Annotated in this window: 17 protein-coding genes; 1 reads left to right on the top strand and 16 read right to left on the bottom strand. The window is 51.5% G+C overall.

Translation table 11 applies throughout. The features are described 5' to 3' along the window. Window position 1 precedes the first annotated feature (1 nt). From JUB14_RS24995 to JUB14_RS24920, 16 genes are all read right to left on the bottom strand, one after another. Window positions 2–2,365: a DUF1549 domain-containing protein gene (locus JUB14_RS24995; protein WP_207509601.1), complete on the bottom strand. Its 2,364-nt coding sequence runs from the start codon at window positions 2,363–2,365 to the stop codon at window positions 2–4. Window positions 2,366–2,693: 328 nt separating this feature from the next. Continuing rightward, a complete protein-coding gene (locus JUB14_RS24990) occupies window positions 2,694–4,022 on the bottom strand; it encodes a rhamnogalacturonidase (protein ID WP_207509600.1) in 1,329 nt (442 codons plus the stop codon). A 166-nt stretch (window positions 4,023–4,188) separates the two neighbouring features. Next, the gene (locus tag JUB14_RS24985; RefSeq protein WP_207509599.1) at window positions 4,189–4,734 is read right to left on the bottom strand and encodes an REP-associated tyrosine transposase; all 546 of its coding nucleotides are present in this window, start codon (window positions 4,732–4,734) and stop codon (window positions 4,189–4,191) included. A 119-nt stretch (window positions 4,735–4,853) separates the two neighbouring features. After that, on the bottom strand, window positions 4,854–5,801 hold the full coding sequence (locus JUB14_RS24980; RefSeq protein ID WP_207509598.1) for a sugar ABC transporter substrate-binding protein: 948 nt from the start codon (window positions 5,799–5,801) through the stop codon (window positions 4,854–4,856). A gap of 223 nt (window positions 5,802–6,024) precedes the next feature. Continuing rightward, on the bottom strand, window positions 6,025–7,200 hold the full coding sequence (locus JUB14_RS24975; RefSeq protein ID WP_207509597.1) for a sensor histidine kinase: 1,176 nt from the start codon (window positions 7,198–7,200) through the stop codon (window positions 6,025–6,027). A 279-nt stretch (window positions 7,201–7,479) separates the two neighbouring features. Continuing rightward, entirely contained in the window at window positions 7,480–8,463 is a 984-nt protein-coding gene (locus JUB14_RS24970; protein WP_207509596.1) for an ABC transporter permease, read from the bottom strand. After that, on the bottom strand, window positions 8,460–10,004 hold the full coding sequence (locus JUB14_RS24965; protein ID WP_207509595.1) for a sugar ABC transporter ATP-binding protein: 1,545 nt from the start codon (window positions 10,002–10,004) through the stop codon (window positions 8,460–8,462). Before JUB14_RS24965 ends, JUB14_RS24970 begins: the two co-directional genes overlap by 4 nt. A 207-nt stretch (window positions 10,005–10,211) precedes the next feature. After that, entirely contained in the window at window positions 10,212–11,387 is a 1,176-nt protein-coding gene (locus JUB14_RS24960; protein WP_207509594.1) for a Gfo/Idh/MocA family protein, read from the bottom strand. Between the two features lie 74 nt (window positions 11,388–11,461). After that, window positions 11,462–12,517 carry a sugar phosphate isomerase/epimerase family protein gene (locus JUB14_RS24955; RefSeq protein ID WP_207509593.1) on the bottom strand — a complete coding sequence of 352 codons (1,056 nt, stop codon included), beginning with the start codon at window positions 12,515–12,517 and terminating at the stop codon, window positions 11,462–11,464. Window positions 12,518–12,559: 42 nt separating this feature from the next. Beyond that, a complete protein-coding gene (locus JUB14_RS24950; protein ID WP_207509592.1) occupies window positions 12,560–13,783 on the bottom strand; it encodes a class I mannose-6-phosphate isomerase in 1,224 nt (407 codons plus the stop codon). Between the two features lie 111 nt (window positions 13,784–13,894). Continuing rightward, entirely contained in the window at window positions 13,895–14,974 is a 1,080-nt protein-coding gene (locus JUB14_RS24945; protein ID WP_207509591.1) for an aldose 1-epimerase family protein, read from the bottom strand. Continuing rightward, on the bottom strand, window positions 14,956–15,840 hold the full coding sequence (locus JUB14_RS24940; protein WP_207509590.1) for a sugar phosphate isomerase/epimerase family protein: 885 nt from the start codon (window positions 15,838–15,840) through the stop codon (window positions 14,956–14,958). The genes JUB14_RS24945 and JUB14_RS24940 overlap by 19 nt, the downstream gene beginning before the upstream one ends. A gap of 102 nt (window positions 15,841–15,942) precedes the next feature. Next, a complete protein-coding gene (locus JUB14_RS24935) occupies window positions 15,943–16,635 on the bottom strand; it encodes a 3-keto-disaccharide hydrolase (protein ID WP_229368290.1) in 693 nt (230 codons plus the stop codon). Window positions 16,636–16,815: 180 nt separating this feature from the next. Next, entirely contained in the window at window positions 16,816–19,533 is a 2,718-nt protein-coding gene (locus tag JUB14_RS24930) for a c-type cytochrome (protein ID WP_229368269.1), read from the bottom strand. A gap of 310 nt (window positions 19,534–19,843) precedes the next feature. After that, a complete protein-coding gene (locus tag JUB14_RS24925) occupies window positions 19,844–21,355 on the bottom strand; it encodes a RagB/SusD family nutrient uptake outer membrane protein (RefSeq protein WP_207509588.1) in 1,512 nt (503 codons plus the stop codon). A gap of 38 nt (window positions 21,356–21,393) precedes the next feature. After that, window positions 21,394–24,480 (bottom strand): SusC/RagA family TonB-linked outer membrane protein, encoded by a 3,087-nt coding sequence (locus tag JUB14_RS24920; RefSeq protein WP_229368266.1) that lies wholly within the window; start codon window positions 24,478–24,480, stop codon window positions 21,394–21,396. A gap of 862 nt (window positions 24,481–25,342) precedes the next feature. On the opposite strand from JUB14_RS24920, the gene JUB14_RS24915 reads away from it, so the two are divergent. After that, complete coding sequence (locus JUB14_RS24915) at window positions 25,343–26,587, top strand: flavin-dependent oxidoreductase (protein WP_207509586.1); 1,245 nt, start codon at window positions 25,343–25,345, stop codon at window positions 26,585–26,587. Window positions 26,588–26,589 lie beyond the last annotated feature (2 nt).

Here is a 26,589-nt window from a genome sequence, read left to right as displayed (position 1 = left end):
GCTAGAAGATCAACTGAAATTCAGGATGTAGTACAATCGCCCAGGCCAGGTCCTGTACCCCGGCCACATTAGGTTGCTTGCCCAGCATTTTCTCAGCTACGGCTAGTTCTTTGGCCGAGGGATCTCGTCCCAGCGCCTTTCGGTAGAGTTCCCGTACCAGCGCATCCGTAGCCGGATACTGAGTCCGCCAGCGTTCGGCACCAGCTTTCAGGGTCTTATTCAACTTATTACCATTGGTCAGCTCCAGCGCCTGCAGCAGATTAGCCTGCGAGGTTCGGGCGGTGCTGACGGTCTCCCGATTGGGTCGCCCCAGAGCAGTCAGGAAAGGATCATTCTTTACCAAAGCGGCGCGTACAAAAGGGATTTCCTGCTGAATGGTTTCCGGTAGCCGCTTATAGACAATGGCCGAGTCAGCGTAGAGAGGATTGAAGGCCACACTGACGGCATCGGCAAACTGCTCAGCCGTAAGCCGACGACGAACCATGCCTTTAAATACGTAGTCAGGTGCCATCAGTAGCTCTGCCTCCTGTACTCCTACGGTAGGTAGCTGGTAGGTACGGGAGGTTAGTACCGTGTACAGCAGCTTCTTGATGTCATAGCCTTGTTGTACAAAATCGTACGCCAGGTAGTCCAGCAGGTCCTGGCTCCAGGGAGCATTGTCCATCATATCCACTGGCTCTATAATTCCACGTCCCATCAGCTGGGCCCAGATCCGGTTTACCAGCGTACGGTACAGCCGGCCATCCTTTGGCTGCACCAGGAAGTCAGCCAGCTCGCGTAGCCGTTTTTCGGTGGGGGCATCTACACTGATTTCTCCTAATTCTTTGAAGAGTATGCGACGTCCGGCCATTTTTCCGGTAGGCTTGTCGCAGTGGTTGATCTCTAGGGTAGTATCAGAAAATACATTGGCAAATGCGTAGGCATCCTCCAGCTTCCAGTCGCTGATAAAGCTGTCGTGGCAGGAGGCGCACTTGAGGTTCAGCCCCAGGAATACCTGCGAGACATTCTGAGCGGCCTGCATCTCGGTACGCTGGCTGGAATTGATCGTGCCGCGCCACTGTATCCCCTTGATGAAGCCTTCTGATTCTTTGGTTGGGCTAATAAGCTCTCTCACAAACCAGTTGTAGGGTTTGTTTGTCTTCAAAGAGCTGTATAGCCACCTGGTAATATCAAAGCGCCCGCCGGTGATGTAGCCCGTGCCGGTATAGTCGTTGCGGAGAGCATCGTTCCAGAAAGTCAGCCAGTGCTGGGCGTAGTCCTCGTTGCGTTTAAGTAGCTCCTTGACCAGTACCTCCCGCTTATCCGGGCGGGTATCCGCCACAAAAGCCTGCACCTTCTCGGGAGGAGGCAGTAGCCCCACCACGTCCAGAAAGACGCGTCGGATGTAGGTACGATCGTCCACAACCTTTTGCCAGCTTACATTATTCTTCTGAAAATAGACATTTACAAACCGATCAACGGGATTGGTGAGGCCATTAGTAGCAGGTGGCAATAATGGCAGGCGCGGCTCCAGAGCCGCTACTTTGTAAATACTCTTCTCAGCTCCACTCGGCCAGGGTGCCCCCTGTTTGATCCAGAATTCGAGTATAGCTACTTCTCTGTCTGTGAGCCGCTTTCCCTTGGTAGGCATAGCCTCCTTATGACCGGCCGGAAGGGTAATCCTCCGGATTAGCTCGCTGTCTTCCGGATGGTTCGCCACAATAACGGGTCCGCTTTCTCCCCCCTTCATGACCAGCTCCTTTTTATCCAGGCGTAGCTCACCCTTCATTTTGGTAGCACTGTGGCAGCTGTAGCAATTATGAGCCAGTATGGAACGTACCTCCAGATTTAGTTCTTCTACCTGCTGGGCGGTCAGAGGTCCGTTGGTGCTGTTACTGGCGAAGGTAAAAACAGCGGCGGTGTTTCCGGGAGCTTTCTGTGCATCATCCAGCGGCAGTACACTGGTGAGGTAATCTTCACCATGCGTCAACAGGGCCCCGTAGTGCCCCGCCACGGTGACGCCCACTACGGTCAGTGCCAGCATAGACCTGTATAGGGCCAAACGACCCGACCGTAGCGCCATTAGGGTCACAAAGGACAGAGCCATGGTGGCCAGTCCGGACCACTGGTGGATGGTCACGATATCGCCGCTGTACCCTTCCTGATTGGCAAGTAGTAATCCAAAAACAACGGCTACTACCGAGCTAATGGCACCTATCCTGACCATCAGGGTAATCCCGGCCCGGTACTCATTAGTGGGTCTCCGCCAGGAGATGACCTCTACCAGCAGAGCCACGCATAGCAAACTAAGCGGAAAATGGACGATCAGGGGGTGAAGCCGGCCCAGAAGCTGCCATAACCAAAATGTTTCTGATACTTCCTGCACTAGGTAATAGGTTAGTAGTTGACAAGAATACGTTCGGTAGCACTCAGCGTAGAAGTAGAGTAAACTTCAGCTAATCCTCCTGATTAATAATTCTGGTAAAACATGGAAGTAAGGCTCTCAGAGCTTATTCCATTACAGCAGCTAGCGACTACTAGTAGAAAGCTAACTACCTGCTATTTATAATGACTCGAATCCAGCGTTTTGGACTACTCTGCGATTAATTATAATTTTCATTAGCCTAAAAAGGAAAAAGGTGATTAGCCACCTGGGGAAGCAGCTATTCACCTTGATGTACCCGTAGCGGAAGTACTAAGCTCGTAGACTAGGTTTAGAGAATTGATTTCCCGTTCACCACTACGTTTTTGAAAGTAATACCATCGATGATGCTTTTGTTGTACGCATCATTCCTGGCTTCTATTTTGAGATTCTCAAAGCTAAACTGTGCGAGTTTGTCGTATTCCGTGATGGCGATATCAAAGAATACAGCGCACTTCATGTCGATATTCTTCAAAGTAATGTACTGCGAGTACGACAAGGGCACCTCCTTGCGGCCTTTCAGGTCGAAGAACTGCGTCCAGGGCTTGACATAGATCAGGCTGTGGGCCTGCCCTGTTATGCCTTCAACCCGTATGTGCTCATATTTCTGAGGGGTGTCGGGGCGCATTTTGAGCCATAGTACCCGCATGGCTTCATCCACGTGGCAATTCCGCATGACTATGTTCTTGTTATGAATGGCTTCGCTTCCGCAGGTAAGGGCGGCGTGGCAGAAGCCAAATTTGCAGTCTTCGATCAGGATGTTGGTATTGGCCCCGTTGGTTGAGTCAGTATCCGCCCAGGGACCTTTACCGCCTTTCAGCGCAATAGCATCATCGTTTACAGACATGTAGCAGCCCTTCACCAGTACATTGTTACAGGCATCAATATCAATAGCGTCGGTGCTGGGAGCCTTGACAGGGCTATGGGGCGAAGAGATGTGCAGATCGAGGATCTTCACGTTGTTGCACTTGTAGTAGTGGCTGGTCCAGAAGCCGGCATTATGCAGATTTACGTCCTGTACCTGTACATCGTTACTGTTCCAGACAAATACCAGGCGCGGACGGCTTACTTCCAGATTGGTACACTGCGGATTCTCCTTGCGGCGCTGCCAGAAAGCCTCCCAGTATTTGAGTCCATTGCCATCAATGGTACCTTTGCCCGAGATCGTGAATCCATTAACTCCGTAGGCATTAACCAGGGCTGGGAAGTAGTCGAGGCTCTGCCCTTCCATCCGTGAGGGCATGCTGGGGTAGTCCGCGATGTTATCTGAGCCTTTCAACTTGCCACCTTCCGAAACGTACAGGTGAGTCTTGGGCTTGAAGAACAGGGCTCCACTCATAAAGGTACCCTTCGGAATTACCACTACCCCTCCTCCCTTACGAGCGGCCTCGTCAATGGCTTTCTGAATAGCTTTGGTCTGCACTAAGGTACTATCCTGTTTAACCCCGAAGCTGGTAATTACGTACTGCTTGCCCAAATCGCTTAGCTTTACCTTGGTGTAATCCAGAAACCAGGGGGACATGGGGGTACCGTCTGGGAAAACATTCTTTTGATCCCCCTGCGCATAGGTAGTTGAGGCAAGGCAGAGGATATGGAGTAGAAGAATACTTAGGAATTTCATGTTGTCAATTCTAAATTTATAAAACCCCTAACGGGTCTTAGTCGAGAACTAGGTGCATTTCCATAGACGCGACAAGTGGAACTCTTCCACTACTTTTTCTACAGCTGCCGCCGGTTTGTAACCGGTGGCTAAATATAATTATAGTCTATGACTGTAGTATCCAAAACTAAATTAATTCAATCATCAATAATCCTTTCTGGTCTGCATAATCACGGGCGCTACTATACAAGTATTCCCATGAATTCTCTACCCAACCCGCCTTAACCGGGTTCTCGTGAATATAATTGAGCTGTTGTTCGAGTACAGCAGGCGAATACAATTCAACAGGCTGATTGTGCTGCTGCCACACCTGAAAGTTTACGTTATTGGTGTTGAACTCACCGCTTTTGCGAAAGATCGCCAGTATCCAATTGCGTCGACTCTCTTCAGGATTCGCCTCAATAGCGGCAAACAACTTTTTGCTTGTAAACTTTTTAAGATCTCGAATCACATTCGAAAGGTTCCCCTCCTCCGCTCTTAGGATCAGGTGGATATGGTTAGACATAATGCACCAGGCATATACAACCAACCCTTTTTCTTGCTGGCAATAGCGAAAACTGTCCAGGAAAAGATCCCGATATTCTTTTCGCGTAAACAGATCAATCCAGCCGACAACGGTCATAGTGACAAAATATACCCCGCCCTGATCGAGTATCTTGTAGTTGCGGCTCATGGGTTTATTTAAGTTGAAAACTTAGATTATTTTATTCCACCGGTTGCAAACCGGCGGTAGCGGAGCGGTGCACCCGTGGCAGCGCTTTAAGCGGTGCCACGGGTACTTATATCATGGACCTACTTGATATACTGCCCTACATTCTCCTTCGTAACAAGCTGGAAAGGTACCAGCGTCTGGGCATCGAAAGGTTGGCCTTTGACAATTTTTACGGCTGTTTCGATGGCTTTGGAACCCTGCTGCTCGGCATTCTGGAACACGGTGGCATCCAGGGTACCTTTCTGAACGGCCTGCAGCGCATCAGGGATAGCGTCCACACTTACTACCACGACCTTATCCTTCATACCAGCATCTGAGAGGGCCTTCACGGCTCCCATGCCCATTTCATCATTGTGCGCGAAGATTGCGTTGATCTGTCCGCCGTACGATTGTATCCAGTTTTCGGTGAGTGACATGGCCTTGGCCCGATCCCATTCACCACTCTGGTGCGCAATCAGCTTCAGTCCGGGGTACTTCTTGAGTACCTCACGTGCGCCCTGCTCCCGCTGGAGCTGCGCCGCCTGCCCCATATAGCCGTGGATCATGATGACGTTGCCCTTACCCCCCAAACGCTTGGCGATGTACTCCATGGCGATGCGCCCTGACTCCACGTCATCTGAGCCTACAAAAGCCGTTGGATTGGAGCTGGTGGCCGAGTTGACATTGATGATAGGTACCTTGGCAGCCAGTGCTTTGGTCACAGCCGGTGAGCTGGCCTCTACTTCGCAGGGATTCATGATGATGACATCCACATCCTGAGCGATAAAACTTTCTACCTGCTCAATCTGCTTCAGCGGGGAGCGCTCGGCATCCACCGTAATCAATTCTACGCCCATTTCTTCCGCTTTCTTCTCGATTTCATCGGCGACGTTGACGATAAACTCGTTCTGCATACTCAGCATGGATACGCCTACTACGATTTTGTCCTTTCCGCCAGCACCGTCTCCGCCGGACTGGTTACAGCCGGACAGGTACAATCCCAGAAACAGAATAGTAGCTTGTAAAATAGAAGAAGAGGCACTTTTCATAGTACGTATTAAGATAAGAATAGTCTGAAAATAAAACTGCCGAGCCCACACCTACCACCTGGGAGCTCGTCCTATAAGCAAAGAAGAAGTGCGGGGCGATTTACCCCTACCTGGATAGGCAAGAAAATAACGAAAGGAGACTTATTCCTCCCTGCCAGCATACCAGTAGCCTCTGCCCAGATATAAGCAGGAAGTAAGAATCAGAGGGAAGAGATGGAATAGCTTACACAGGCAGAATAATCCGAAATCGAGCTCCCTGGTCCTCCTGGGATTCGGCGAATATTTCACCCTCATGGTTATGTACTACCTTTTTGCATAGAGCCAGCCCTACGCCGGTACCCGGAAACTGATTGTCGGTATGAAGCCGCTGAAAAGTATTGAATATCACATCTGCGTACTGAGGATCAAAACCGATACCGTTATCCTCGACTGTTATCTCCACATACTCTCTGCCGGGAACCCATCTATCTAAAAAAGACGGTGGTATATCCCTGACCCATTCTGCCGTTATATGTACACTGGGTGGCACCGATTCTTTGCTGTACTTAAGGGCGTTGCTCAATAGATTCCGGAAAAGCTGCCGCATCTGCTCCGGAATGGCTTTGATAGTAGGGAGCTGATCACTGGTAATGGCTGCCTGCTTCTCAGTAATAACCAGTTCCAGATCAGTGTTAACCTCGCTGATTATTTCATTCAGATTTACCTCTTCGTATAGCTTTTCGTCCTTGACTGCCTTAGAAAGCTCCAGCAGATTTTCTACCAAAGCGGTCATTCGTCGGGCTGCGCCCTGGATTTTAGGGACAAACTGCTCTGTACTATCCGGGTCGGACAAAACAGCTTCACTATAGACGAGTATCTTCCGTAGCGGCTCTTTCATATCATGGGAAGCCGCATATGCAAATTGCTCCAGCTCCTGATTAGAACGTCGCAGTTCAAAAATGGCCTGCTGGAGATCCTTTGTCCGTTGCAGTACTATTTTTTCCAGGGAGGTTTCTACCTGCTTCTTCTCTTCTATGTCAATACAAGATCCTATAAAACCGGCAAACTCCCCCGTGGCGGTGTAACGAGGTACCCCATGGTCCAGAATCCAGCGGTACACCCCATCGTGCCTCCTGAGCCGATAGTCCATCTTAAACTCTTTCTGCTGATCAAAGTGACTAGTATAAATTTGCAGACAACGATCAAAATCATCCGGATGAACGCCTTCGGCCCAGCCGTTACCGTACTCCTCTTCCATGCAGCGCCCGGTAAAGGTCAGCCATCCCTGATTAAAACAGTAGCATAGTTTATCCGTCCCCGAAATCCAGATCATTACGGGTGCCGTGTCAGCCATGATTCGAAATTGCTCTTCTATAGCAATAGGCTGAGCAGTATTTCGATGCGCTTTTTTTCCCTCCATTGCAAAGTCCAGCTTGTAGCTTTTCCGGAAAGGAAATGTGCTAACAGGTTAGAGATAGGTTTTGATATGACTTCTGCCAAACCCATTGTGGATGATAAGTGTTATGCGGCTTTTGGAAGAAATATGCCTTTTTGAGCCCCTGAATGGATATTACTTCCATCAAGCTTAATACTTTATCACTAAAACCAGCAGACAGTCAGTTGATTAGTAAGCAACACATTGGCAACGGATACTCTTTATACGTTGCATATTTTTTTCTGATTATCAGTACTGGCGTAGCTAGGATGATTTTTTGTTTAAGCCATCCAGCACCACCGCTCCGATAATGATAGCGCCCATGACCACCTGCTGATAGTACGAGGTAACGTTGAGCAGGTCCAGGCCATTGCTGATCACCCCGATCAGTAGAGCGCCAATAAGGGTACCCGCCATGGTGCCGCTGCCGCCCGAGGTACTGGTACCGCCGATAATAGCCGCGGCAATGGCACTCAGTTCAAATCCCACACCTGCATTGGGCTGTCCGGTCGTGATGCGGGACGTAAGGACAATACCGGCTACGGCGGCCAGCAGGCCGCTGATGGTATATACCCACATTTTAACCCGGCTTACCTGTATACCCGACGCACGGGCAGCCTGCTCGTTGCCTCCAATGGCGTAGATGTAGCGTCCCAGTATTGTTTTTCTAAGAATCAAAGAACAGACGGCGAAGGCGATCAGGAGGATAACGATTGGGAATGGAATGCCAAACAGGTGCCCGCCGCCGATGAAGTTAAAGGAGTCAGAGAGGTTGGAGATAGGCCTGCCTTTGCTGATGATCAGGGCGAGGCCGCGGCCGATGGTCATGGTACCTAACGTCACGATAAAGGGAGCAACCCTGCTACGGGTAATGACGAAGCCATTAAGCGCGCCAAAGATTACTCCCGCCAGTAACCCCACTCCGATAGGTACCAGGAGCGGGTAGTCGTCGGGATGAGCAAAGGTCGCCGCCACTACACCTGTCACTGCCACCATAGAGCCCAGCGATAGGTCAATGCCACCCGTCAGGATCACAAAGGTTACGCCAAAGGCCAGCAGGGCGTTGATAGACACCTGCGTAACAATGATGGTTAGATTGGCCACGGTGAGGAAGCGGGGCGTCATCAGCGAAAGCAGGATGCAGAGCAGGATAAAAGCCAGGAATATACCGTACTTCCCAATACGCTTAGTCTGGATAGCAGGGCTTTCGGCAGAGCGGTTAAAATAGGCGGTTAGGGTTTCTTTCATTCCTCATTGAGTAGTAGGTCGACGGGTTTGGAGAACTCCATCGCGTGTTTCATGATTGTTTCCTGCGTAATTTCTTCTTTGGAGAGCAGAGCCGTCTGCCGGCCTTTGGACAGCACCACTACCCGATCACACAGCCCCAGTATCTCCGGCAGCTCCGACGAAATAAGAATAACGGCCATCCCCGCCTCGGTCAGCCGGGTAATGAGCTTATAGATTTCGTGCTTGGCTCCAATATCAATCCCGCGGGTCGGCTCGTCCAGAATGATCAGTTCCGGCTCCGTCAGCAGTACCTTCCCGATCACTACCTTTTGCTGGTTACCACCGCTTAGTACGCCTACTTTCTGGTCAGGGCCCGAGACTTTTATTTTCAGCTCCCTGATCATCTCCTCTGCCGCGCTCTGTTCGCTTTTCTCATTGACAAAAACTCCCTTGCGGTGGCGAGGCAGGCTGGATAACGTCAGGTTATTTACGACGGATAGTTCAGGGATGAAGCCAAAGCCTTTTCGGTCTTCGCTGACATACCCGATCCCCTGCCGGATGGCATCACTGGGTGTTTTTATAGTTGTAAGCTTTCCCTTAAAATATACCTCCCCGCCCGTAGGTTTGTCCAGCCCCACGAGGGCACGGGCGACTTCGGTACGCCCCGCTCCCATCAGACCGGCTATACCCAGCACTTCGCCCCGGTGTACGTCAAAATGGATGTTGGTGAATTTACCAACCTGGCTCAACCCACGTACTGACAGCAAGGCCTCGCCCTTTGCGGCCGTAGACGCTGGGAACAGGTCACTGATCTCCCGGCCTACCATCATGGTGATCAACCCATTTTTGTCCAATTCGGAGGCAGGGCGGGTACCTATATACTTCCCATCCCGCAGGACCGTAATGGTATCACAGATCTTGTATACCTCCTCCATTTTGTGGGAGATGTAGATGATCGCTACCCCCTTGCATTTAAGATCTTCGATTACTTCAAACAGCGCCGCTACCTCCCGGTCCGAAATGGCCGACGTAGGCTCATCCATAATAATGACTTTGGCGTCGTTAGAAATAGCTTTGGCAATCTCTACCATTTGCATCTCGGCTACGCTGAGGTACTTCATGGGTAGGTCCGGGTCGAGGTTCAGTCCCAGCTTTTGCAACAGTACCCCGGCCTCAGCGGACATGGTACGGTCGTCGGAGAAACCGGGAAGGAAACCAAATAAAGTCTTTTTCTTTTCCCGGCCCAGAAAGATATTCTGCGCTACCGTCAGCTCGGGTACCACCAGCATTTCCTGGTGGATCATGGATATGCCAAAGCGCCGGGACTGCCGGACGCCGCTGCTCTTCAATTCATTTCCTTCAAAAAGGATAGTACCCGCATCGGCGGTTTCCATGCCGACCAGGATCCGCATAAAGGTAGACTTGCCCGCGCCGTTTTCACCCATCAACGCGTGTACCTCCCCCCTTCGTAGCTGGAAGCACACGTCCTGTAGCGCCCGTACACCAGCAAATGACTTGGACAGTCCGTGTACACTGAGTATGTAATCCTGAGTCAGGCTCATCGTGTAGAGTAGTAACGGAGAAAAAATCAGGTAGCTTCTCGTACTAACGTAAAGCTACCGGCGCCCCACCAGGAGGACGCTGCCTTAGTAAAAGTACTCTTATCTGCCGTTTTACTACTGTATCCAGCCCGGGCAAGGGCACAAAAAAAGTGCGGTGATGGCCGAGTTCTAAACTCCGTCCATCACCGCACGCTTATAGGCTTATCCTTACAGGGCAGCCATCAGCTCTCTCCACTCTACTTTGGTATCCTTCCAGCTTCTGGATTGAGCTGACTCGAGTACTGCCTCACACACCTTCTGGGTCTGCAGGGCATCATAGAAGGTAGGTGAGCAAGGCTCGCCGGTTTCGAGGCTCTTAAGGAAGTCAGCTACCTGGTGAATGAACGAATGCTCGTAACCAATACCTAGGCCGGGTACCCACCACTTATCCATGTAAGGCTGATCGCCGTCAGTAACGTGGATCGAACGCCAGCCCCGCACGATAGACTCATCGCGGTGGTCAAAGTACTCGAGGCGGTTGAGGTCGTGCAGATCCCAGCGGATAGAAGCATGCTCACCGTTGATCTCGAAGGTATAAAGCGCTTTGTGTCCGCGGGCGTAGCGGGTCGACTCAAACAGACCGAGTGAGCCGTTCTGGAAGTGGCAGTGGAAGATACAGGCATCGTCAATACCTACTTTCTCTACCTTACCGGTCAGCTGGTGCATACGCTCCTTGACAAAGGTCTCGGTCATGGCCGATACATCCGTAATGGCGCCATTGAGCCACATAGCCGTATCGATACAGTGCGCCAGCAGGTCACCGGTCACACCCGAGCCGGCCGCCGCCGAATCCATCCGCCAGGTACCGGTTCCACCCTGAGGTACATCGGCACTGATGGTCCAGTCCTGCAGGAAGTTGGCACGGTAGTGGAATATTTTGCCAAGCTTACCGGAAGCGATGATCTGCTTAGCCAGCGTTACAGCCGGTAAGCGACGGTAGTTGTACCATACGGTATTAGCCACACCCGCTTTTTCAACGGCATCCAGCATCTGCTGAGACTCCTCCATGTTGCGGGCCAGCGGCTTTTCGCACAGGATCATTTTACCCGCAGCGGCAGCAGCGATCGCGATTTCGGCGTGGCTGTCGTTGGGGGTACAGATATCTACAGCATCAATATCATCCCGGACGATTAAGGCTTTCCAGTCAGTTTCGTACGACTCATAGCCCCACTGCTCCGCAAAGGCTTTTACCTTTTCTTCGCTACGGGCACAGGCCGCTTTCAGGATAGGACGGAAGCCCAGCTGCGGAAAGAAGTCATTGACACGCTTATAGCCATTGGAGTGGGTACGGCCCATAAAGCCGCAACCGATCAAGCCTATTCTTAGCTCTTTTTTATTGCTCATTATCTGGAAATTTACGGTAGAAGAATGTTAAACTGGTAAATAGATACACTACTATACGGAGTGGATAGCCACTGTTACAGAGCTATCTTCTCCCGCTCTGGCTCATACCAGCCATGCTTCTGACGTACCTTCACCAGTGTAGCCAGGATATCATTCCAGGTCTGCTGCTTAAGCATAACAGCGTTGTCAAACATACAGCCATCCCAGCAGATGTGCTTGAAGCGCTTAGTCAATTCGCCGTTTTCGTCGCGCAGCCAGAGGCCCGCGTCTTGTACTACATCCAGTTTACCATTGGGATCTGTGGCAAGGCAGTGACGACCAGTCTTGTCGTGTGAACCGGTACCATGTACCGTACCATCATTCTGAGCTACGTGGAAGTCGATGGTCCAGGGGCGCAGCGCGTTGGTCAGTTTCTTAAGCGCGGCAGTGAGTGTCTCGCGGTCGTTCCAGTCGAAGTTTTCGGGCAGGAGGCGGTCCTCAGGCCTGTTGTAGCCCATGGTATACAGCAGCGTGTGCGACATATCAGCCTGGAATCCAATGTTAGGGCGATCCACTGCTTCCAGCGTATCAATCATGGTTTTCCAGCTGTGCATCCCCCCCCAGCAGATTTCTCCCTCGGCGGCGAGTTTCTCGTCAAATTCAGCGGCTACATCACAGGCTTCGCGGAAAGTTTTGGCAATTAGTTTGGTATTATTCACCGGGTCCTTGGCCCAGCTCTCCGGATTGGTAGCGGAGTCAATACGGATGACGCCGTAGGGACGGATGCCCGCCTCCCGGAATATCTTTCCAAAGTTGCACGACTTACGTACCATTTCAACAAAAGTCCGGCGGTCGTCGTCGGTACCCAGCGTAGGGCCGCCCCAGATGGGAGCCACCAGGCTACCTACGTTAAGACCATATCCGGCAATCTTATCAGCCAGACGCTTTATATCATCATCCGAGCTATCGATATCAACATGTGGTCCCAGCAAACCAAGGTCCACTCCATCAAACTTGACACCATTTACTTCGGCCTTAGCGGTCATTTCCAGCATGGTATCAAATGGTATTACCGGCTCAGAGCCTTCGCCTTTGCCCACGATACCGGGCCAGGTAGCGTTGTGGAGTTTAGGATAGTTGTTTTCTTGCATGGTATTGGATGTTAAGGGTTAATGATATAGTGCTAGTGTAGGTTAAAGTACCAGATCAGGGTTGCCGGGACCAAAGTGCTTCAGCATCACGATAGGGTCGGTGCTGGACTTGTTCACGATGGTTACGCCTTCGCGGGCTGCTTTTTCAGTCACGAAGAATTCATCGTTGGTAAGCTGGCCGTAGCGGATCAGGGCCGGAGTTTCGATATCCCATTCGCCCATGGTACCATGTCCCTGCATCATGATCAAGCCATACGCAGCGCTGTCTTTGATGGTCACGGTAGCACCCGGCATCACAGTCAGTTCTTTGGCACTGAATGCGTCGGAGCGGTAGCATACCCATTTCTCTTCATAGCCTTCGGCCTGCATTTCGGCCAGGTCACGCACCGGGATGGGACGCATAAAGCGGGTCTCGAGCAGGTTCGGGTTAGTATTCAACTCCCAGTCGATTACCTCCATCAGTTGGTCGTAGTCACCCTTGCGATCCTCAGGAGTACCATTCCAGAGTAGTTCTTCCGGAATTACCGCCTCGTTCACCAGCGACTGGTACATCGCAAATACGTCCGATGCCTTCTGAGGCTCGTAGGTACATAGGCTACCGGGTGCGTGAAGCATGCCTGGAGGCACATCCCAACCCGTACCCGGAATGAGCGGGAAGGCCTGCGAGTACATGGTGATCTTGTTATCGCCCTTTGTGAAGTTCATCAGGCACTCCTTGATCTCTTCTTTGGTAGTACCCGGAGCAATGCCAAAGAAGGTATAAGGGAAGTCGCCGCCGTGGTTATTGAGCTGTGGGGGGAAGTAGTAGGCCTCCGGCTTGCCCAACTGGCCGATCTTGGCCGCGTGCTCGTCGTTGTGGTGGATGTGGTGCGGCAGGGGACCCATGTTATCAAAAAACTTTGAGTACATCGGCCAGCTCTGGTACTCATTCCACAGTCGGTCGCCAATGATCTCTCCTTTCAGCTCGTCGATTACGTCTTTGAGCAGGACTTTTACTTCCTGGCTACCATCGTTGAATACTATCATGCTCAAACCTTCGTTCTCGCCGGTAAGGGGACCATTCTTGGCAGGTGTGGTTGAAGAGAGCCAGCGCTCATCAATACCGCCGCGCTGCCCTCCCAGTACGTAGTAGTCGTCGGGGTGTAGCTTGATCCGTCGGCCCGGTACGCAAAACGACCGGGGTACCCAGGTTGGAGCCAGGCGCAGGATTCCTTTGCCCTGTTCTAATGCTTTTTCGGCTACACTCACGTTACTCAATGTTTCCATAAGGTATTTAGGTGTTAGTAATTAGTTATTAGCGCTTAGCTGTTCTTGGTATGAAATAGTATTATCAGCGTAGTTGCTGAGCCTTATGCCTGGCCTGTGAGGCCTGACCCTCTACTCCGGAAACTGACTTCTGAACTCTTGTACGGATTCATGACCACTGTGTACTTCCAGTACCAGATCGTACGTCCGGCTTTCGCCGGGTGCCAGCTGGATCAGTGTTCCCTCTTCCCGGGCCTTCGCCTGCCCGATGGGCGGATGGGTACCGGGCTCAAGTCCTGTTACGTACTCGCCCCTGCCCCAGTGCTGCCAGTTGGTGAGCCAGGGTAGCTGCTCCTTCTGGAATCGGATTGCCAGCGCGAGGCCGATCCTGCCGTTGTGCAGACCGCACACGCACTCTCCTGACTCGTTGGTAGCCGGGTCAATAAAGGCTACTTCTTCGCCCGATCCTGAATGACTATCTAAAGGAGCCGGACACTTTCTGAAGTTACCCCCCTCCCTGAATATTTTGTGCTTACTCGGGTCAAATCTTGGTTGCCAGTCGCCCTGCCAAAGTATATCGGCACCCTCATCCACCAGGGGCCAGCCCAGGTTGAAGTGGTACAGCAGCATGTGCGGAGCCGGCGTATTGCCCCGGTTGATGACCTCATCGTGTATGCGGATAAAGGGCTGCCCCAGGGTACCTGAGATAGTCCTCCGCAGCTCCAGGCTAGGCCCGAAGACCTTCGTTTCCCTGATGCGGCCGGTGATGCTCATTTCCATTCGTCCAGCGGCGGGATCGGGTTGAATGATGGACTCAATCTCAGCCGGCAGGTTACTAATCAGCCCATGTATTCCTCTTTCACCGTGTTCATCTGACTCGGGACCACCTACGTGCGACAGGCCGCAAGTCACCAGTAGCCCACCACCAAACGTACGCAACCAGTCAATGCCCTTGTCCGAGAAAGGCTGGGGCGCGGTAATACCTACGTGGCTCTGCCAGGCCAGGCTGTACTGGTTATAAAAGGCATCGTAGATGTCCATGCCCCGGTCTATCACTACTTTGTAGCGCAGGCCGGTGCCGGTGTTGATCCAGGCGATGCGGGTATCCCGTCCTGATCCATTGTCGAGAACGGAGGTTTCAATCCCACCCATCTGGGCCGGATTGGCAATCATGGTACTTATGTGTTGTGGTGTCAGCTCGGTACGTTCCATGTAGCGTTTTCTTTGAGACCGTGCTTGGCAGCCATTTTTTTAATAAAGCTCAAACCGTTTTCGGCGATATGCCAGGGATCATTGTACTCGCGCCACACCCCAATAGAGTTGGCAAAATCGGGATCATTACGCGAGAAGGCCTCAATGGTGAGCCAGCCCCCGTAGTTGATATCCGCCAGCCCGCCGAAGGCATCGTCCCAGGGGATATGGCCATCCCCGGGAGTACCCCGGTCGTTCTCGCTGATGTGTACGTGAGCCAGTACGGGAGCTATGGTACTGAGTGCTGTCTGGTAGCGTTTTTCTTCGATGTTGGCGTGGTGCGTATCGAACATAGCCCGCACGTTGGGATGATTCGCCTTCTGCACCAGGTATAGCAGTTGATCCATGGTATTGCAGAGGTAGCATTCAAAACGATTGAGTGCCTCCGGACCTAGTATGATATTAGCCTGAGCGGCGTGCTCACCGGCCGCATGCAGTACCTCAGCGGCCCAGTTGTACTCATCTTCGAGGGCCGGATGCTGGGCAAATACGGTATGTGCCGAATGAAACGGGCCACACAGAATAGTACCCTGCAGATCATGCGTACGATCAATGCTCCACTTGATCCGATCCAGGGCTTTGGCCCGTACAGAAGCTGATTCGCTGATAGGATTGGTGTCGGCTCCAACTACTGTAACGGCCGTCATGCCCAATCCTAAGTCGCTGGCGTGGCGGCCAAAGCGCTTATACGCAGCAGGATCATCGGCGGCTCCTACAAAGCACTCTACACCATCGTATCCAATTTCTTTTAGCCGGTCGACAACGGGGAAAAGATCATCCGACACCACCGCCGACCAGGCAAGCACATTAAAACCAATCTTGTTCATGGGTTCAGGTAAATTAAGTACTACGCTAATAAAGTCAGAAAGGCGGTAGTACCTATTCTATACATGTAGGATTTTTTAGCCGGGAATGAGTTAACGAAACGCTTACTGCTTGATCCGCAGGTTACGATACTCTACTTTCATAGGAGGTCCCACGTGCACCTGCACGCCCAGCAGTCCCTTTTTCATTCCGTTAATGGTATCCTCATCAATCACGTCACTCATAAGTACCCCGTTGACGTAGTGCTGCAGGCGGTTTCCTTTGGCGACCAGATGAAACTCATTCCAGTCACCGGGCTTAATTTTAGCCTGTAGCTCTTCATTGGCTCCCAAAGAGCCAGTCACAGTCCGATTGGTCCAGGCGTTTCTGGCAGTTTTGGCCCGTACTGCCTCGGGAGTAGCCTCGCCCTCATACGGGTTGATCTGGGCTACCTCGCCCCGGTAGGCCAGGGTAGTACGCTTGCGCTCTTCGTAGTTTTGGCCGGTATAGCGGTTTTTACCGTCAATATCGGCCTGATAGCCACGTAGCGCGTAAGGAATATCAGTAAGGCGTTCGCTGCGGTAGTTGATACCCGAGTTGCCGTTTTCAGTGATTTTAAATTCACCTTTCAATTCAAAATCGGCGGGCTCTCCACCTTGCCAGATAATGAATGAGTTTGTCTTAAGGGGCTTATCAGGAGTAATCTCTCCTACCAGGCTGCCGTTCTCGACCCGCCAGTAGTTGGGGTCGCCCTCCCACCCTTTCAGGGTTTTGCCATCAAATATGGACTTAAAGCCTTTTTCGGTTTTCTGGCTCATAGCCGGAGTCAGGATGCTACCGGTAAGGATAGCGCCCAATGCAATACTTCCTATCAGAAAACGGATGTCTTTTCTTTTCAGCATTATAGTAGCAGTAGTTAACAGGTGGACTGATGTGCAGCAGAGCTTAATAAAAAAGGACAGAGCTGATTGATACAGCTCTGTCCCTGGTAAGCTTATTTATTTTCCTCCAGTACTCTTGGCAGCCGAAGCTGAGAAAGAAGGGTGCTTTTCGTTTCCTCCGGCCATCAGGTAGGCCATCAGGTCTTTCAGCTCTTCTTCGTTCAGACTGTTGATCAGGCCGGGAAGCATGATCGAAACGGCCGAATACTTGCTTGAAACTACGTCTTTCTTAGGTACTTTCAAGAGCATATCCGGTGCAAATGGATTTTGCGACACGAAGTAGTTAACTTTATCTTCGTTGGTGACGCGCCCTACTATGGACTCTCCATTTTTCAGTGTTAGTTGCGTAGCGGCATACTGATCCGAAACAGCTTTGTGCGGATCAATGATGGCCTCCAGTACATCTTTGGTAGAGAAGCGGGTAGCCAACTGAGACAGCTCAGGTCCGATGTTTCCACCTTCACCCCCGATCGCATGGCAGCGGCTACAGGTAATGGCGTTGTACATGGCCTTACCCTGGGCAAAATTACGGTTGGTCAGCTTACCATCTACCGCGGTGACGGCTTCATCCAGTGCCCATCTGCGGCCGGGACCTTTAGGATATACCGCCTTAGCCAGATCGTTTCCGTTCTGAGTTAGCAGATCACCACCCGATAGCTTATCGTAATGAGCCATTCTGGATTCAGACACGTTCTGGAGGGCCATCTTACGGGCTTTATCAATAAATCCGATGTAGCTGCGTCCTCCCTGGTAGCTGAATGCCTTACGGAACCACTTAAAGTAGCGGTCATGCAGTTCAGGTGTCCAGCCTGTCTTGGCCTTGCTGAGCGCGGTAGCCAGGTAGGTCTGCTGAGCCGGTGGCATCTTCTCAAGCATACCGGCAATATCCAGTCCATACTGCGGGTTACGCATGATCAGTTCGGCGGATGAAGTAGCAGTTTCGCCGCCAGCCGTGGCAGCACCGGGCTGCTCCTTCGCTTCCAGCAGGGCCAGTGTCTTAGGTATTACTCCGGGAGCCTCCACAAATACCAGTACCTTAGCGAACAGACGATTCAGCTCATTAGACTTAGCCGGATACTTAGGGTTCAGGTAAGCGATTACCTGCGACTTGGTAGCGGCATCGGGCTGCCCCATACGGGCAAATGTCAGTTCAAAAGCGCGCAGCAACTCGATCTGCTGCTGCTCCGAAAGTGCTGCATAGTTGATAGAGGTTAATGCTTTCAGCATAGCGCCTTTCTGCTCAGGTGATCCCTGACGCGACAGGGCAATCATAGCATTGGTAAGGCGAACAGGATCTTTTTCGGCCAGAGCTTTTGCCTGCCACTCAGCTAACGGCTGGTGCTCAACCGCCAGACGCGCCGCATAGCGGATGAAGCGGTCGGGGTTGTTGAGGTGAGGCCAGGCAGTTGCGATGGCATCCTTGTTAGGTCCGCCGGTATGGAATTTCTCAAGGCTTCTGCGTAGTTCGTTGGCCTGATTGATTGGTGGCGCGGCTACTGTACTGTTCAGAGGCTCTTTACCATCATAATAAACCCGGTACAGATCTGACTCCAGACGGCGGCCTCCGGTCAGGAAGTACAGGGCACCATCCGGTCCGATTACACCATCGGTAAGCGGTAGTGGTATACCCGACAGGAACTCTTCGTGGTCGGCTGTAAAGGTAGAGCCGGAAGGCTTCAGCAGAATAGTATGTACAATACCAAAGCTCCAGTCAAAGGCTAGCAGCGCATTTTTGTATTTGGCCGGAAACTTGGCGTCGCGGGTATGCAGCAGGTTCGTAGGGGAGCCTTGTCCGATGTTCAGCACGGGAGGCAGGTTATCGGGATAAGCAGCCGACCACTTGCTGTTACCGGTCCGCCAGCCAAACTCACTGGCACTGGTAGCATGTACAATACGGGTTGGGCGGTACCAGGGCATCCCGAAGTCCCACTCCATATCCGCGTCGTATACAAATAAGTCGCCGTTTGCATCAAAGGCCATATCAAAGGCGTTGCGGTAGCCCGCACTGATCAGCTCCCAGCGCTTTCCCTCAGGGTCAACGTTAGCGATCCAGCCACCCGGAGCCATACGGTCGTTGGCGTGGCCGCGGGGGTCTTTGATAAGTGGAAAGAGGTTATCCTCTGACCAGTTTTTGGGCAGACGGTACCAGTCCATCGGGGGTATATCGGTATGGTTACCCGCTATGACATACAATGATTTTTTATCAGGTGACAGAATAATGCTGTGCGGGCCGTGCTCACCGTTACCAACCAGCTCTTTCAGCATGGTTACCTTATCAAACTGGTCGTCGCCGTCGGTATCCTGCAGGCGATAGAGACCACTGGTGCGTGGCAGCGTCTCGGTAACGCGGTTGTTTACTACTACATACAGGCTATTGAATGCGTACAGGAGGCCCTGTGCCGTACCCATACCCAGCGTATCAGTGGCGTTGCCGATCTTTAGCTTCTCCACTTCCGGCTTGGTAGAACCGGAGCCCATTGCCGGTACTTTGAGGCGATACAAGGCTCCGTATTGATCAGATACGATCATGCGGCCCTTGTCATCAAAAGCCATAGATACCCACGACCCCTGCTGATTCTCAGATGGGCTGTACAAATGCTCAGCCTTAAAGCCGGGCTGGAGCTTGAGCTTCTCCACCTTCGGGTTATCGATGCCTGTGTGGGCTGGCTCCGTTTTGTTGATCTGGGTATAGGAAGCGCCCAGTATCAAAACGACTCCCAGGCCCAGCATGGACTTAATGGCAGTCGTACTGGCGGATGAATTCTTGTTGAACATAAGGTTGGATGTTAGGAAATTCCGGATGATTCTTCCAATATCTTACTGACAGCTTCTTGCTACGTTTACCCTTAACTACTCAGTAAGTTACTTTTAGGCACTCTCTATAAATGCGGCACTAGTAAAAGGTGCTCCACGGGCATAAATACTTATATAAATCCTGCTAATACTCAAATTCAAACTTTACGTACAAATTACATATCCCGAAGGAAGTACGGCTGTGCCCTTATCAAGGGCTACGGCATCCTATTGTATAAAAAGTAATGACAAGCTGGCTCACCAGGGATACCAGCTTGTCAATCTACTAGTCTTAGAAGTGCGGGGTCAGGGCTGCCTCAACTGCCGGCAACGGATAGTATATTTCCAGATTAGTGAAGGCATTGGGTGGTGGCACGGCACCAGCAGGGAAGTAGTACGCCTGCGGGTTAGCTTTGATACGGGCTCCGTAGGCGCTAATTACCTCATTGACCATACCGGTACGCACCAGGTCAAACCAGCGCTTGTTTTCGAATGCCAACTCGACACGACGCTCCTGCATAATAGCCTTACGCATGTCGGCCTGAGAAGACGCCGTGGTAGCAGCCAGCCCGGCCCGGGTACGCACCTGATTCAGATAGGTAGCCGCCTCACTGGTCTTACCCTGCTCATTGAGGGCTTCGGCCAGGAACAGCAGTACTTCTGAGTAGCGATACACCGGCCAGTTCTGTCCTGTGTTACCGTGCAAAGAGTGAGTGCGGGCATACTTCTTAATGTATGGATACACCTTGTTATCCCGCAGGCTTTGGCTGAGTGTCACAAAACCGATCGAAATATCCTTCCGCTTGTCACCCGGTTCGTAGGCTGCAATCAGATCCGGTGTCGGAACATTGTTGTTCTCACCGGAGATAGCCTGAGGATTCGACGTACCTGTGATAGGCTTCAGTTCTTCGGCGGTGATCGGCGAAGGCACAAACCGGTAAATCTGGTTACCGTTATAGCCGGCCGCTCCTTCCATGTACTGGATTTCAAAGATCGACTCCTTATTGTTCTTGTTACCTCCCGTGGTTGAGAACGCGTCGTTGTAATCCGGCATTAGTGCGTACTCGCCACTGTTAACGATTTCCATCAGGAGCTTTTCGGCCTCTGCCCATTTTTTCTGGATCATGTACAGGTTAGCCAGCGCTGTTTTGGCCGCCCCCGATGTAACCCGGCCAGCCTCCTGCTTCGACTTAGGTGGCAGTAGTTTAGCTGCTTCGGAAAGGTCCTTCTCCACCTGGGCGTATAGTTCTTCCGTAGTCGCCAGGGGCGCAGCAGCCTCTTCCCGGTTAGGTACAGGCTGCAGGTGCATGGGTACTTTGCCAAACAACCGAACCAGTTCAAAGTAGGCAAATCCCCGCAGGAATAAGGCCTGGCCTTTTAGGTTACTCTTTGACTCTGCGCCGAACTCCACATTGTCGATAACCGACAGTACCTGGTTGGTTCTGGCGATGATCTGGTAGTTCAGACGAAAGATGTTAAGTACTATAGTGTTAGCAGTCACGCCGTTTGCAGAAGGAACGGCAAAATCGGCTACGTTCTCTGTATTTTCAACCGCCCCAAATAGTACGTTACGTGCATAGTAAGTATTGTCGGAGTGCATCTCCTCCAAAGCCCAGGCAGCTTCATTGTACATAGCTCGTAAAGGTACGTAGGCCGCATTGACAGCCTGCTGGAAGTCGGCCTCTTTGGTGAAGAAGGTAGCTGAGCTAAGCAAGGTTTCGGGTACTACCGTCAGGAACTTATCAGTATTGCAACTCGTCACGGACAGCCCGATCAGACCCGCTAGTATGATTATCTTTTTCATTCTGTATTCGTATAAGGATGAAAAAATGGATTAGCTAATTAGAAATTCAGGTTAACACCAACTGTGTAGGTACGTGGAACCGGATAGTTGGAGAAGTCAACGCCCTGGCTCAGGTTACCACCATCGCCGTTACCATCACCCTGAGCACTGGTTTCAGGGTTAGGACCACCCCAGTACTTAGTGAATACATACACCTGCTGAGCCGATGCGTACACGCGGGCTGACTTGAAGAACTTGTTCAAAGCGCCGAACGTGTGGCCTACCGTGATGTTACGGATGGTGAAGAACGAGGCATCCGCCAGGAACTGAGTACTGTTCCAGTCACGCTCAATACCGGTGAAGTTACCACCGCCGTTAGTCGCGCCAAACATACCTGCACCAGGGGTAATTACATTCCCGTTCTTGTCAACCCGGAAGCGATCCTTTACACCCGCCACCATGTTGAACACACCGTCCAGGTTAGCAGTACTGTACAGGTGGCGTACCCATAGCTGATTGCCGTGTGAACCCGATCCTGTAATAGACAGGTCCCAGTTGCCATACTTCATGTCGTTGGTGATACCGTATGTAAACTTGGGGAACGGATTACCGATGATAGTCCGGTCGTCGGCGTCACCTCCGTAGGTAATTACACCATCACCGTTCACGTCACGCATCTTGATCGTACCGACTGCTGAGCGACCCGGAATGATAGGCGAAGTTTTGAGTTCTTCCTGGCTCATGTAGTAGCCTTCTTTCACCAGACCGTAGAACTGACCAAAAGGCTTACCTACCTGCGTGATGTGGAAAGTACCATATACCCGGTCAATGCCCGGTGCCAGTGCTACTACCAGGTTACGGTTAAACGAAATGTTGGCGTTGGTAGTCCACTTCAGCTTACCTACTGTGTTGCGGGTAGTCAGCGAGAACTCATGCCCCCAGAACTTAATCTCACCAATGTTATCGTTGAAGTTGGTAAAACCGGACTCCTGCGGCAGTTGTACGGCGTACAACAGATTGGTAGTACGCTTGGTATAGAAGTCATAGATGAACTGTACACGATCGTTGAACAAGCCCAAATCCAAACCTAAGTCAAACTGCTTGGTAGTTTCCCAGCCCAGGTTAGGGTTAGCAATAGACGTTACTACCGCTCCTGTACCCACTGTACTTCCGAAAACGGCATTGACGGTGTTGTTTACCAGGGCGTACTGCGTGTAGTTACCGATGTTATTGTTACCGATCACACCGTAGCTGGCCCGTACTTTGGCAAACGAAACCTGCTGAACAGGCTTGAGGAATTCTTCATCCGAAACAACCCAACCCACCGATGCCGACGGGAAGGTACCCCAGCGGTTGTTGGCACCAAAGCGCGACGATCCATCCGAACGAATAGCCGCCGTAAAGAGGTACTTACCTTTGTAGTTATAGGTCAGACGTGACAGGTACGATAGCAGGCTCCATTCGTTAACCCCGTTGATGGTTCCCCCCCGGTTGATGTTAAGAGCTCCCTGGATAGTTGGTAGCCGGTCATCGGCATAGGTATCAGCCTGAACGCGGGAAAACTCCTGGCTAAAGCGCTGCTGCGTAAAACCCGCCAGTAATTCGAAGTTATGATCACCGTTAAAGCTTCTCGTGTACGTCGCCAGGTTCTCATTCAGCCAGGATACGTTTTCAAGCCCCTGACGGATAGAAACGGCCGTAGTCGGAATGGGTACGTTGATCTGACTGGTAGCTGTCGACGGGTTGAAGAAGAAGAACTTAGAGTTCATGTACTCCACGTTGAAGGTCGACCTAAGCGACAGGCCCGGAAGCGGTGTATACTGAATATACGTATTGGCGAGTAGATTGGTATTCTTGTTTTCGTTGGTCAGCTCATTCGCTGCCCGTACCCAGTTGGGATAGGCAAAGATGTTTCCGGTACTTCCGGGGAAGCGGTTCACCAGAGTCAGCTCGCCATTCGGATCGTAGATAGGCATAACCGGCCAGGTATGCAGCGCATTGAATAGTATACCTGTACCCCGGTCACCATCCGTACGTGGCGTGTTGTCATATACGTACGAAGGCGCTATGTTAAAACCTACCTTTACGGTATTAGACAGGTTATAGTTGGAATTCATCCGCAGCGAATAACGCTTGTAGGTGTTATTTATCACAACCCCCTCCTGGTTGAATACACCCGCTACCAGCGAGGTGCTCGAGCGGTCTGTGTTATTAGAGATACTCAGGTTGTAGCTCTGAACGGGTGCCTTCCGAAGTACTGCATTGTACCAGTCGTTGTCTTTGTTAGCCCAATCTGCCGGGTTCTGAAACTCCGCAGGTACCGCCTGACCCTGATCTTCGTAGTAATCTTTCTTGAACTGGGCAAACTCCTGGGCGTTCAGCATTTTGACACGGCCACGCTCGGGTACACTCTGTATACCTCCAAAAGCATTAAAGCTGATGGTAGTTTTGCCGGGGACACCTTTCTTAGTGGTAATCAGCACGACGCCGTTAGCCGCCCGCGAACCGTACAGTGAGGTTGAAGCTGCATCTTTCAGAATGGAGATATCTTCTATTTCGTCCGGGTTCAACTGGGCGATGTTTCCTGTGATAGGAAAGCCGTCAATTACGTACAGCGGATCACTACCCGCCGAAACCGACACCTGCCCGCGAATACGGATGCTGATCCCCTGCCCCGGCTTACCGGTAGTTTGATTAATCTGTACCCCGGCTAGTCGTCCCTGAAGCTTCTGTCCGATTTGCGAAACCGGCAAGTCCTTAATCTCTGCCGCACCTACGGTCTGTACCGCTCCGGTAATTTCTTTCTTAAGCTGACTACCGTATCCCACTACTACTACCTCTGACAGAGCCTTGGTATCGGCAGTCATCTGTATGTTGATTGTAGTCTGGTTGCTAATACTGACCTCCTGCGATGTAAAACCCACGTAGGAGAACACCAGCGTCCCTGTGACATTGGGCACTACAAGGGAGTACCCTCCATCTGGTCCGGTAGTGGTACCGGTAGTAGTTCCTTTAAGCACTACACTTACCCCCGGCAGGCCCTGCCCAGCGTCGTCCGTTACGGTTCCTTTTATAGTGACAGCCACCGCTACCGCCGAAGTACCCACGGGCAATGCGGTGGCAGCCAGTGATCCTGTATGCACCATACAGGCTGCTAGAGCAGGGTATAGAAATAGCTTGCGAAGGTGGCCTCTAGTACCATACAATTGTAATTGTCGCAATTCGTTCATAATTTTGACAGGTTTTATTTTGTGAGAAAATAAGACAATAGGGCCCTGCTTCATCTTTTGGATGAATCTCTTGAGACGGGATACGGGCGGGGAATCTCAACCGATAGTGGTGGCACACTGTCGGTTGTTTTTTTATAAGATGAGCTTATATCATACTATCATAGGCGGTACATCTTTTTTATTTTTAAGCTTAAGTATCGGTATAGATTTTCAAATCAGAAGGTTGTAACTGTCAACATTTACTTATCAGCTACCAACCGAATGTGTGAACGTTGCAGCCTATTTCACACCCTTACTTCACCTTTCCGGCTACTGCTGCTGCTAGTAAGCTTTTTATACTATCTAAAACTAAGATATTATTTTTTGAAGCAGTAGCTTATACAACTATTTGGATAATCACATTTAAGCATTACTAAGTGCTATTTACATCTGATACTTTCTTTTACTATCCTGTAGTGTCAGGTGATCTATTTTTATTTCCTTCTCTTAGCTGCACAGGCTGCTCCCATACGGCCTTTTCAATCCACCTCTTTCCATAGTTTTAGTGTACTCTACCCTGTTTTTTAGGGTACCTGCCAAGCTACCTCCACACTCCCGGGAGGCTCTGCTATTGCCGGATCATGGGCAGGAGCTGATAAGTATTACTTATCTAAAAAGAAGAAAATACTATTAGACTTTCTGCTGGCTTTATTACCATTTTGCGGGTACAACTACAAGTATGCAGGTAGCTGGCAATCCTTTAGGCTTCATTATCAGCGCCTTTAAAAAGTTATAGACCGTGAAAGCGATCATCATAGGAGGAGGAATCGGAGGACTCACTACGGCCCTCTGTCTGAATGAAGCCGGTATTGACGTACAGGTGTACGAGTCGGTCCAGGAACTGCGGCCCTTAGGTGTGGGTATTAACCTCCTTCCCCATAGTGTACGGGTACTGACTAATCTCCGGCTGGAAGAAAAAATAGCCAGCATGGCCGTCGAGACCTCAGATCTGGTATACTTCAATAAGTTCGGACAGAAATTCTGGCAAGAGCCGCGCGGCAGGCATGCCGGCTACCAGTGGCCTCAGTTCTCAATCCACAGGGGCGGATTTCAGATGCTGCTGCTGGAAGCAGTAAAGGAGCGGCTCGGCGAAGACGCTGTACGTACCAATCATCATTTAGAGTCTTTCGAAGAGACGCCTGAAGGTATCAGAGCTACCTTCGTAGACCGGGAGACTGGTCAGGTACTAGGTACCGATGTGGGTGACCTGCTGGTCGGCTGCGACGGCATTCACTCGGTGGTACGTAAGCAACTATATACGCAGGAAGGCTCCCCATGCTTTTCGGGCAATGTCCTCTACCGCGGCACGACCCGTATGCCTCCCTTCCTCAACGGTACTTCCATGGTCATGGTCGGCTCCATGAAGCAGAAAATGGTGGCTTACCCCATCAGCCCTGACCTCGACGCCAATGGTCACCAACTGATCAACTGGGTAGCAAACCTGAAGGAGCCCGACACCCAGCTCATGACGGTCCGCGACTGGAACCGCCCGGCTGACCAAGACTGGCTGGTGCAAAAGTACCAGCAATGGACGTTTGACTGGCTGGACGTACCCGCCATGATCGCCGGGGCCGGAGCCGTATACGAGTTTCCCATGTCGGACCGAGATCCGCTCGGCCGCTGGACCTTCGGCCGGACCACCCTACTGGGTGATGCTGCCCACCCGATGTACCCCATCGGCTCCAATGGGGCCTCGCAGGCTATACTGGACGCAGAGGTACTTGCCGATTGTCTCCAGAGTGCCCCGGATATACCCGCTGCTTTACAGAATTACGAACAGAAGCGCCTGCCGGCGACCTCGCAGGTAGTACAGGGCAACCGGCAGAAAGGCCCCGACCAGATCCTGGATATTATGGAAGAGCGGGCTCCCAATGGATTTACAGATCCGTACGAGGTGTTCCCCTACGCCGAGATGGACACCATCATGAGCCGCTACAAAGTCATAGCCGGATTTGATAAGGAAAGCCTTAACCAAAAACACTAACC

It is taken from the genome of Telluribacter humicola, assembly GCF_017355935.1.
Lineage (GTDB): Bacteria > Bacteroidota > Bacteroidia > Cytophagales > Spirosomataceae > Telluribacter > Telluribacter humicola.
The sequence above is the reverse complement of the archived record's forward strand: the minus strand, read 5'-3'. Positions and strand labels throughout refer to the sequence as shown.

Excerpts from the sequence above, each read along its gene's own strand:
- JUB14_RS24990 (WP_207509600.1), bottom strand. The coding sequence starts at position 4,022 with ATGAAATTCCTAAGTATTCTTCTACTCCATATCCTCTGCCTTGCCTCA.
- JUB14_RS24985 (WP_207509599.1), bottom strand. The coding sequence starts at position 4,734 with ATGAGCCGCAACTACAAGATACTCGATCAGGGCGGGGTATATTTTGTC.
- JUB14_RS24980 (WP_207509598.1), bottom strand. The coding sequence starts at position 5,801 with ATGAAAAGTGCCTCTTCTTCTATTTTACAAGCTACTATTCTGTTTCTG.
- JUB14_RS24975 (WP_207509597.1), bottom strand. The coding sequence starts at position 7,200 with ATGGAGGGAAAAAAAGCGCATCGAAATACTGCTCAGCCTATTGCTATA.
- JUB14_RS24970 (WP_207509596.1), bottom strand. The coding sequence starts at position 8,463 with ATGAAAGAAACCCTAACCGCCTATTTTAACCGCTCTGCCGAAAGCCCT.
- JUB14_RS24965 (WP_207509595.1), bottom strand. The coding sequence starts at position 10,004 with ATGAGCCTGACTCAGGATTACATACTCAGTGTACACGGACTGTCCAAG.
- JUB14_RS24960 (WP_207509594.1), bottom strand. The coding sequence starts at position 11,387 with ATGAGCAATAAAAAAGAGCTAAGAATAGGCTTGATCGGTTGCGGCTTT.
- JUB14_RS24955 (WP_207509593.1), bottom strand. The coding sequence starts at position 12,517 with ATGCAAGAAAACAACTATCCTAAACTCCACAACGCTACCTGGCCCGGT.
- JUB14_RS24950 (WP_207509592.1), bottom strand. The coding sequence starts at position 13,783 with ATGGAAACATTGAGTAACGTGAGTGTAGCCGAAAAAGCATTAGAACAG.
- JUB14_RS24945 (WP_207509591.1), bottom strand. The coding sequence starts at position 14,974 with ATGGAACGTACCGAGCTGACACCACAACACATAAGTACCATGATTGCC.
- JUB14_RS24940 (WP_207509590.1), bottom strand. The coding sequence starts at position 15,840 with ATGAACAAGATTGGTTTTAATGTGCTTGCCTGGTCGGCGGTGGTGTCG.
- JUB14_RS24935 (WP_229368290.1), bottom strand. The coding sequence starts at position 16,635 with ATGAGCCAGAAAACCGAAAAAGGCTTTAAGTCCATATTTGATGGCAAA.
- JUB14_RS24930 (WP_229368269.1), bottom strand. The coding sequence starts at position 19,533 with ATGTTCAACAAGAATTCATCCGCCAGTACGACTGCCATTAAGTCCATG.
- JUB14_RS24925 (WP_207509588.1), bottom strand. The coding sequence starts at position 21,355 with ATGAAAAAGATAATCATACTAGCGGGTCTGATCGGGCTGTCCGTGACG.
- JUB14_RS24920 (WP_229368266.1), bottom strand. The coding sequence starts at position 24,480 with ATGGTGCATACAGGATCACTGGCTGCCACCGCATTGCCCGTGGGTACT.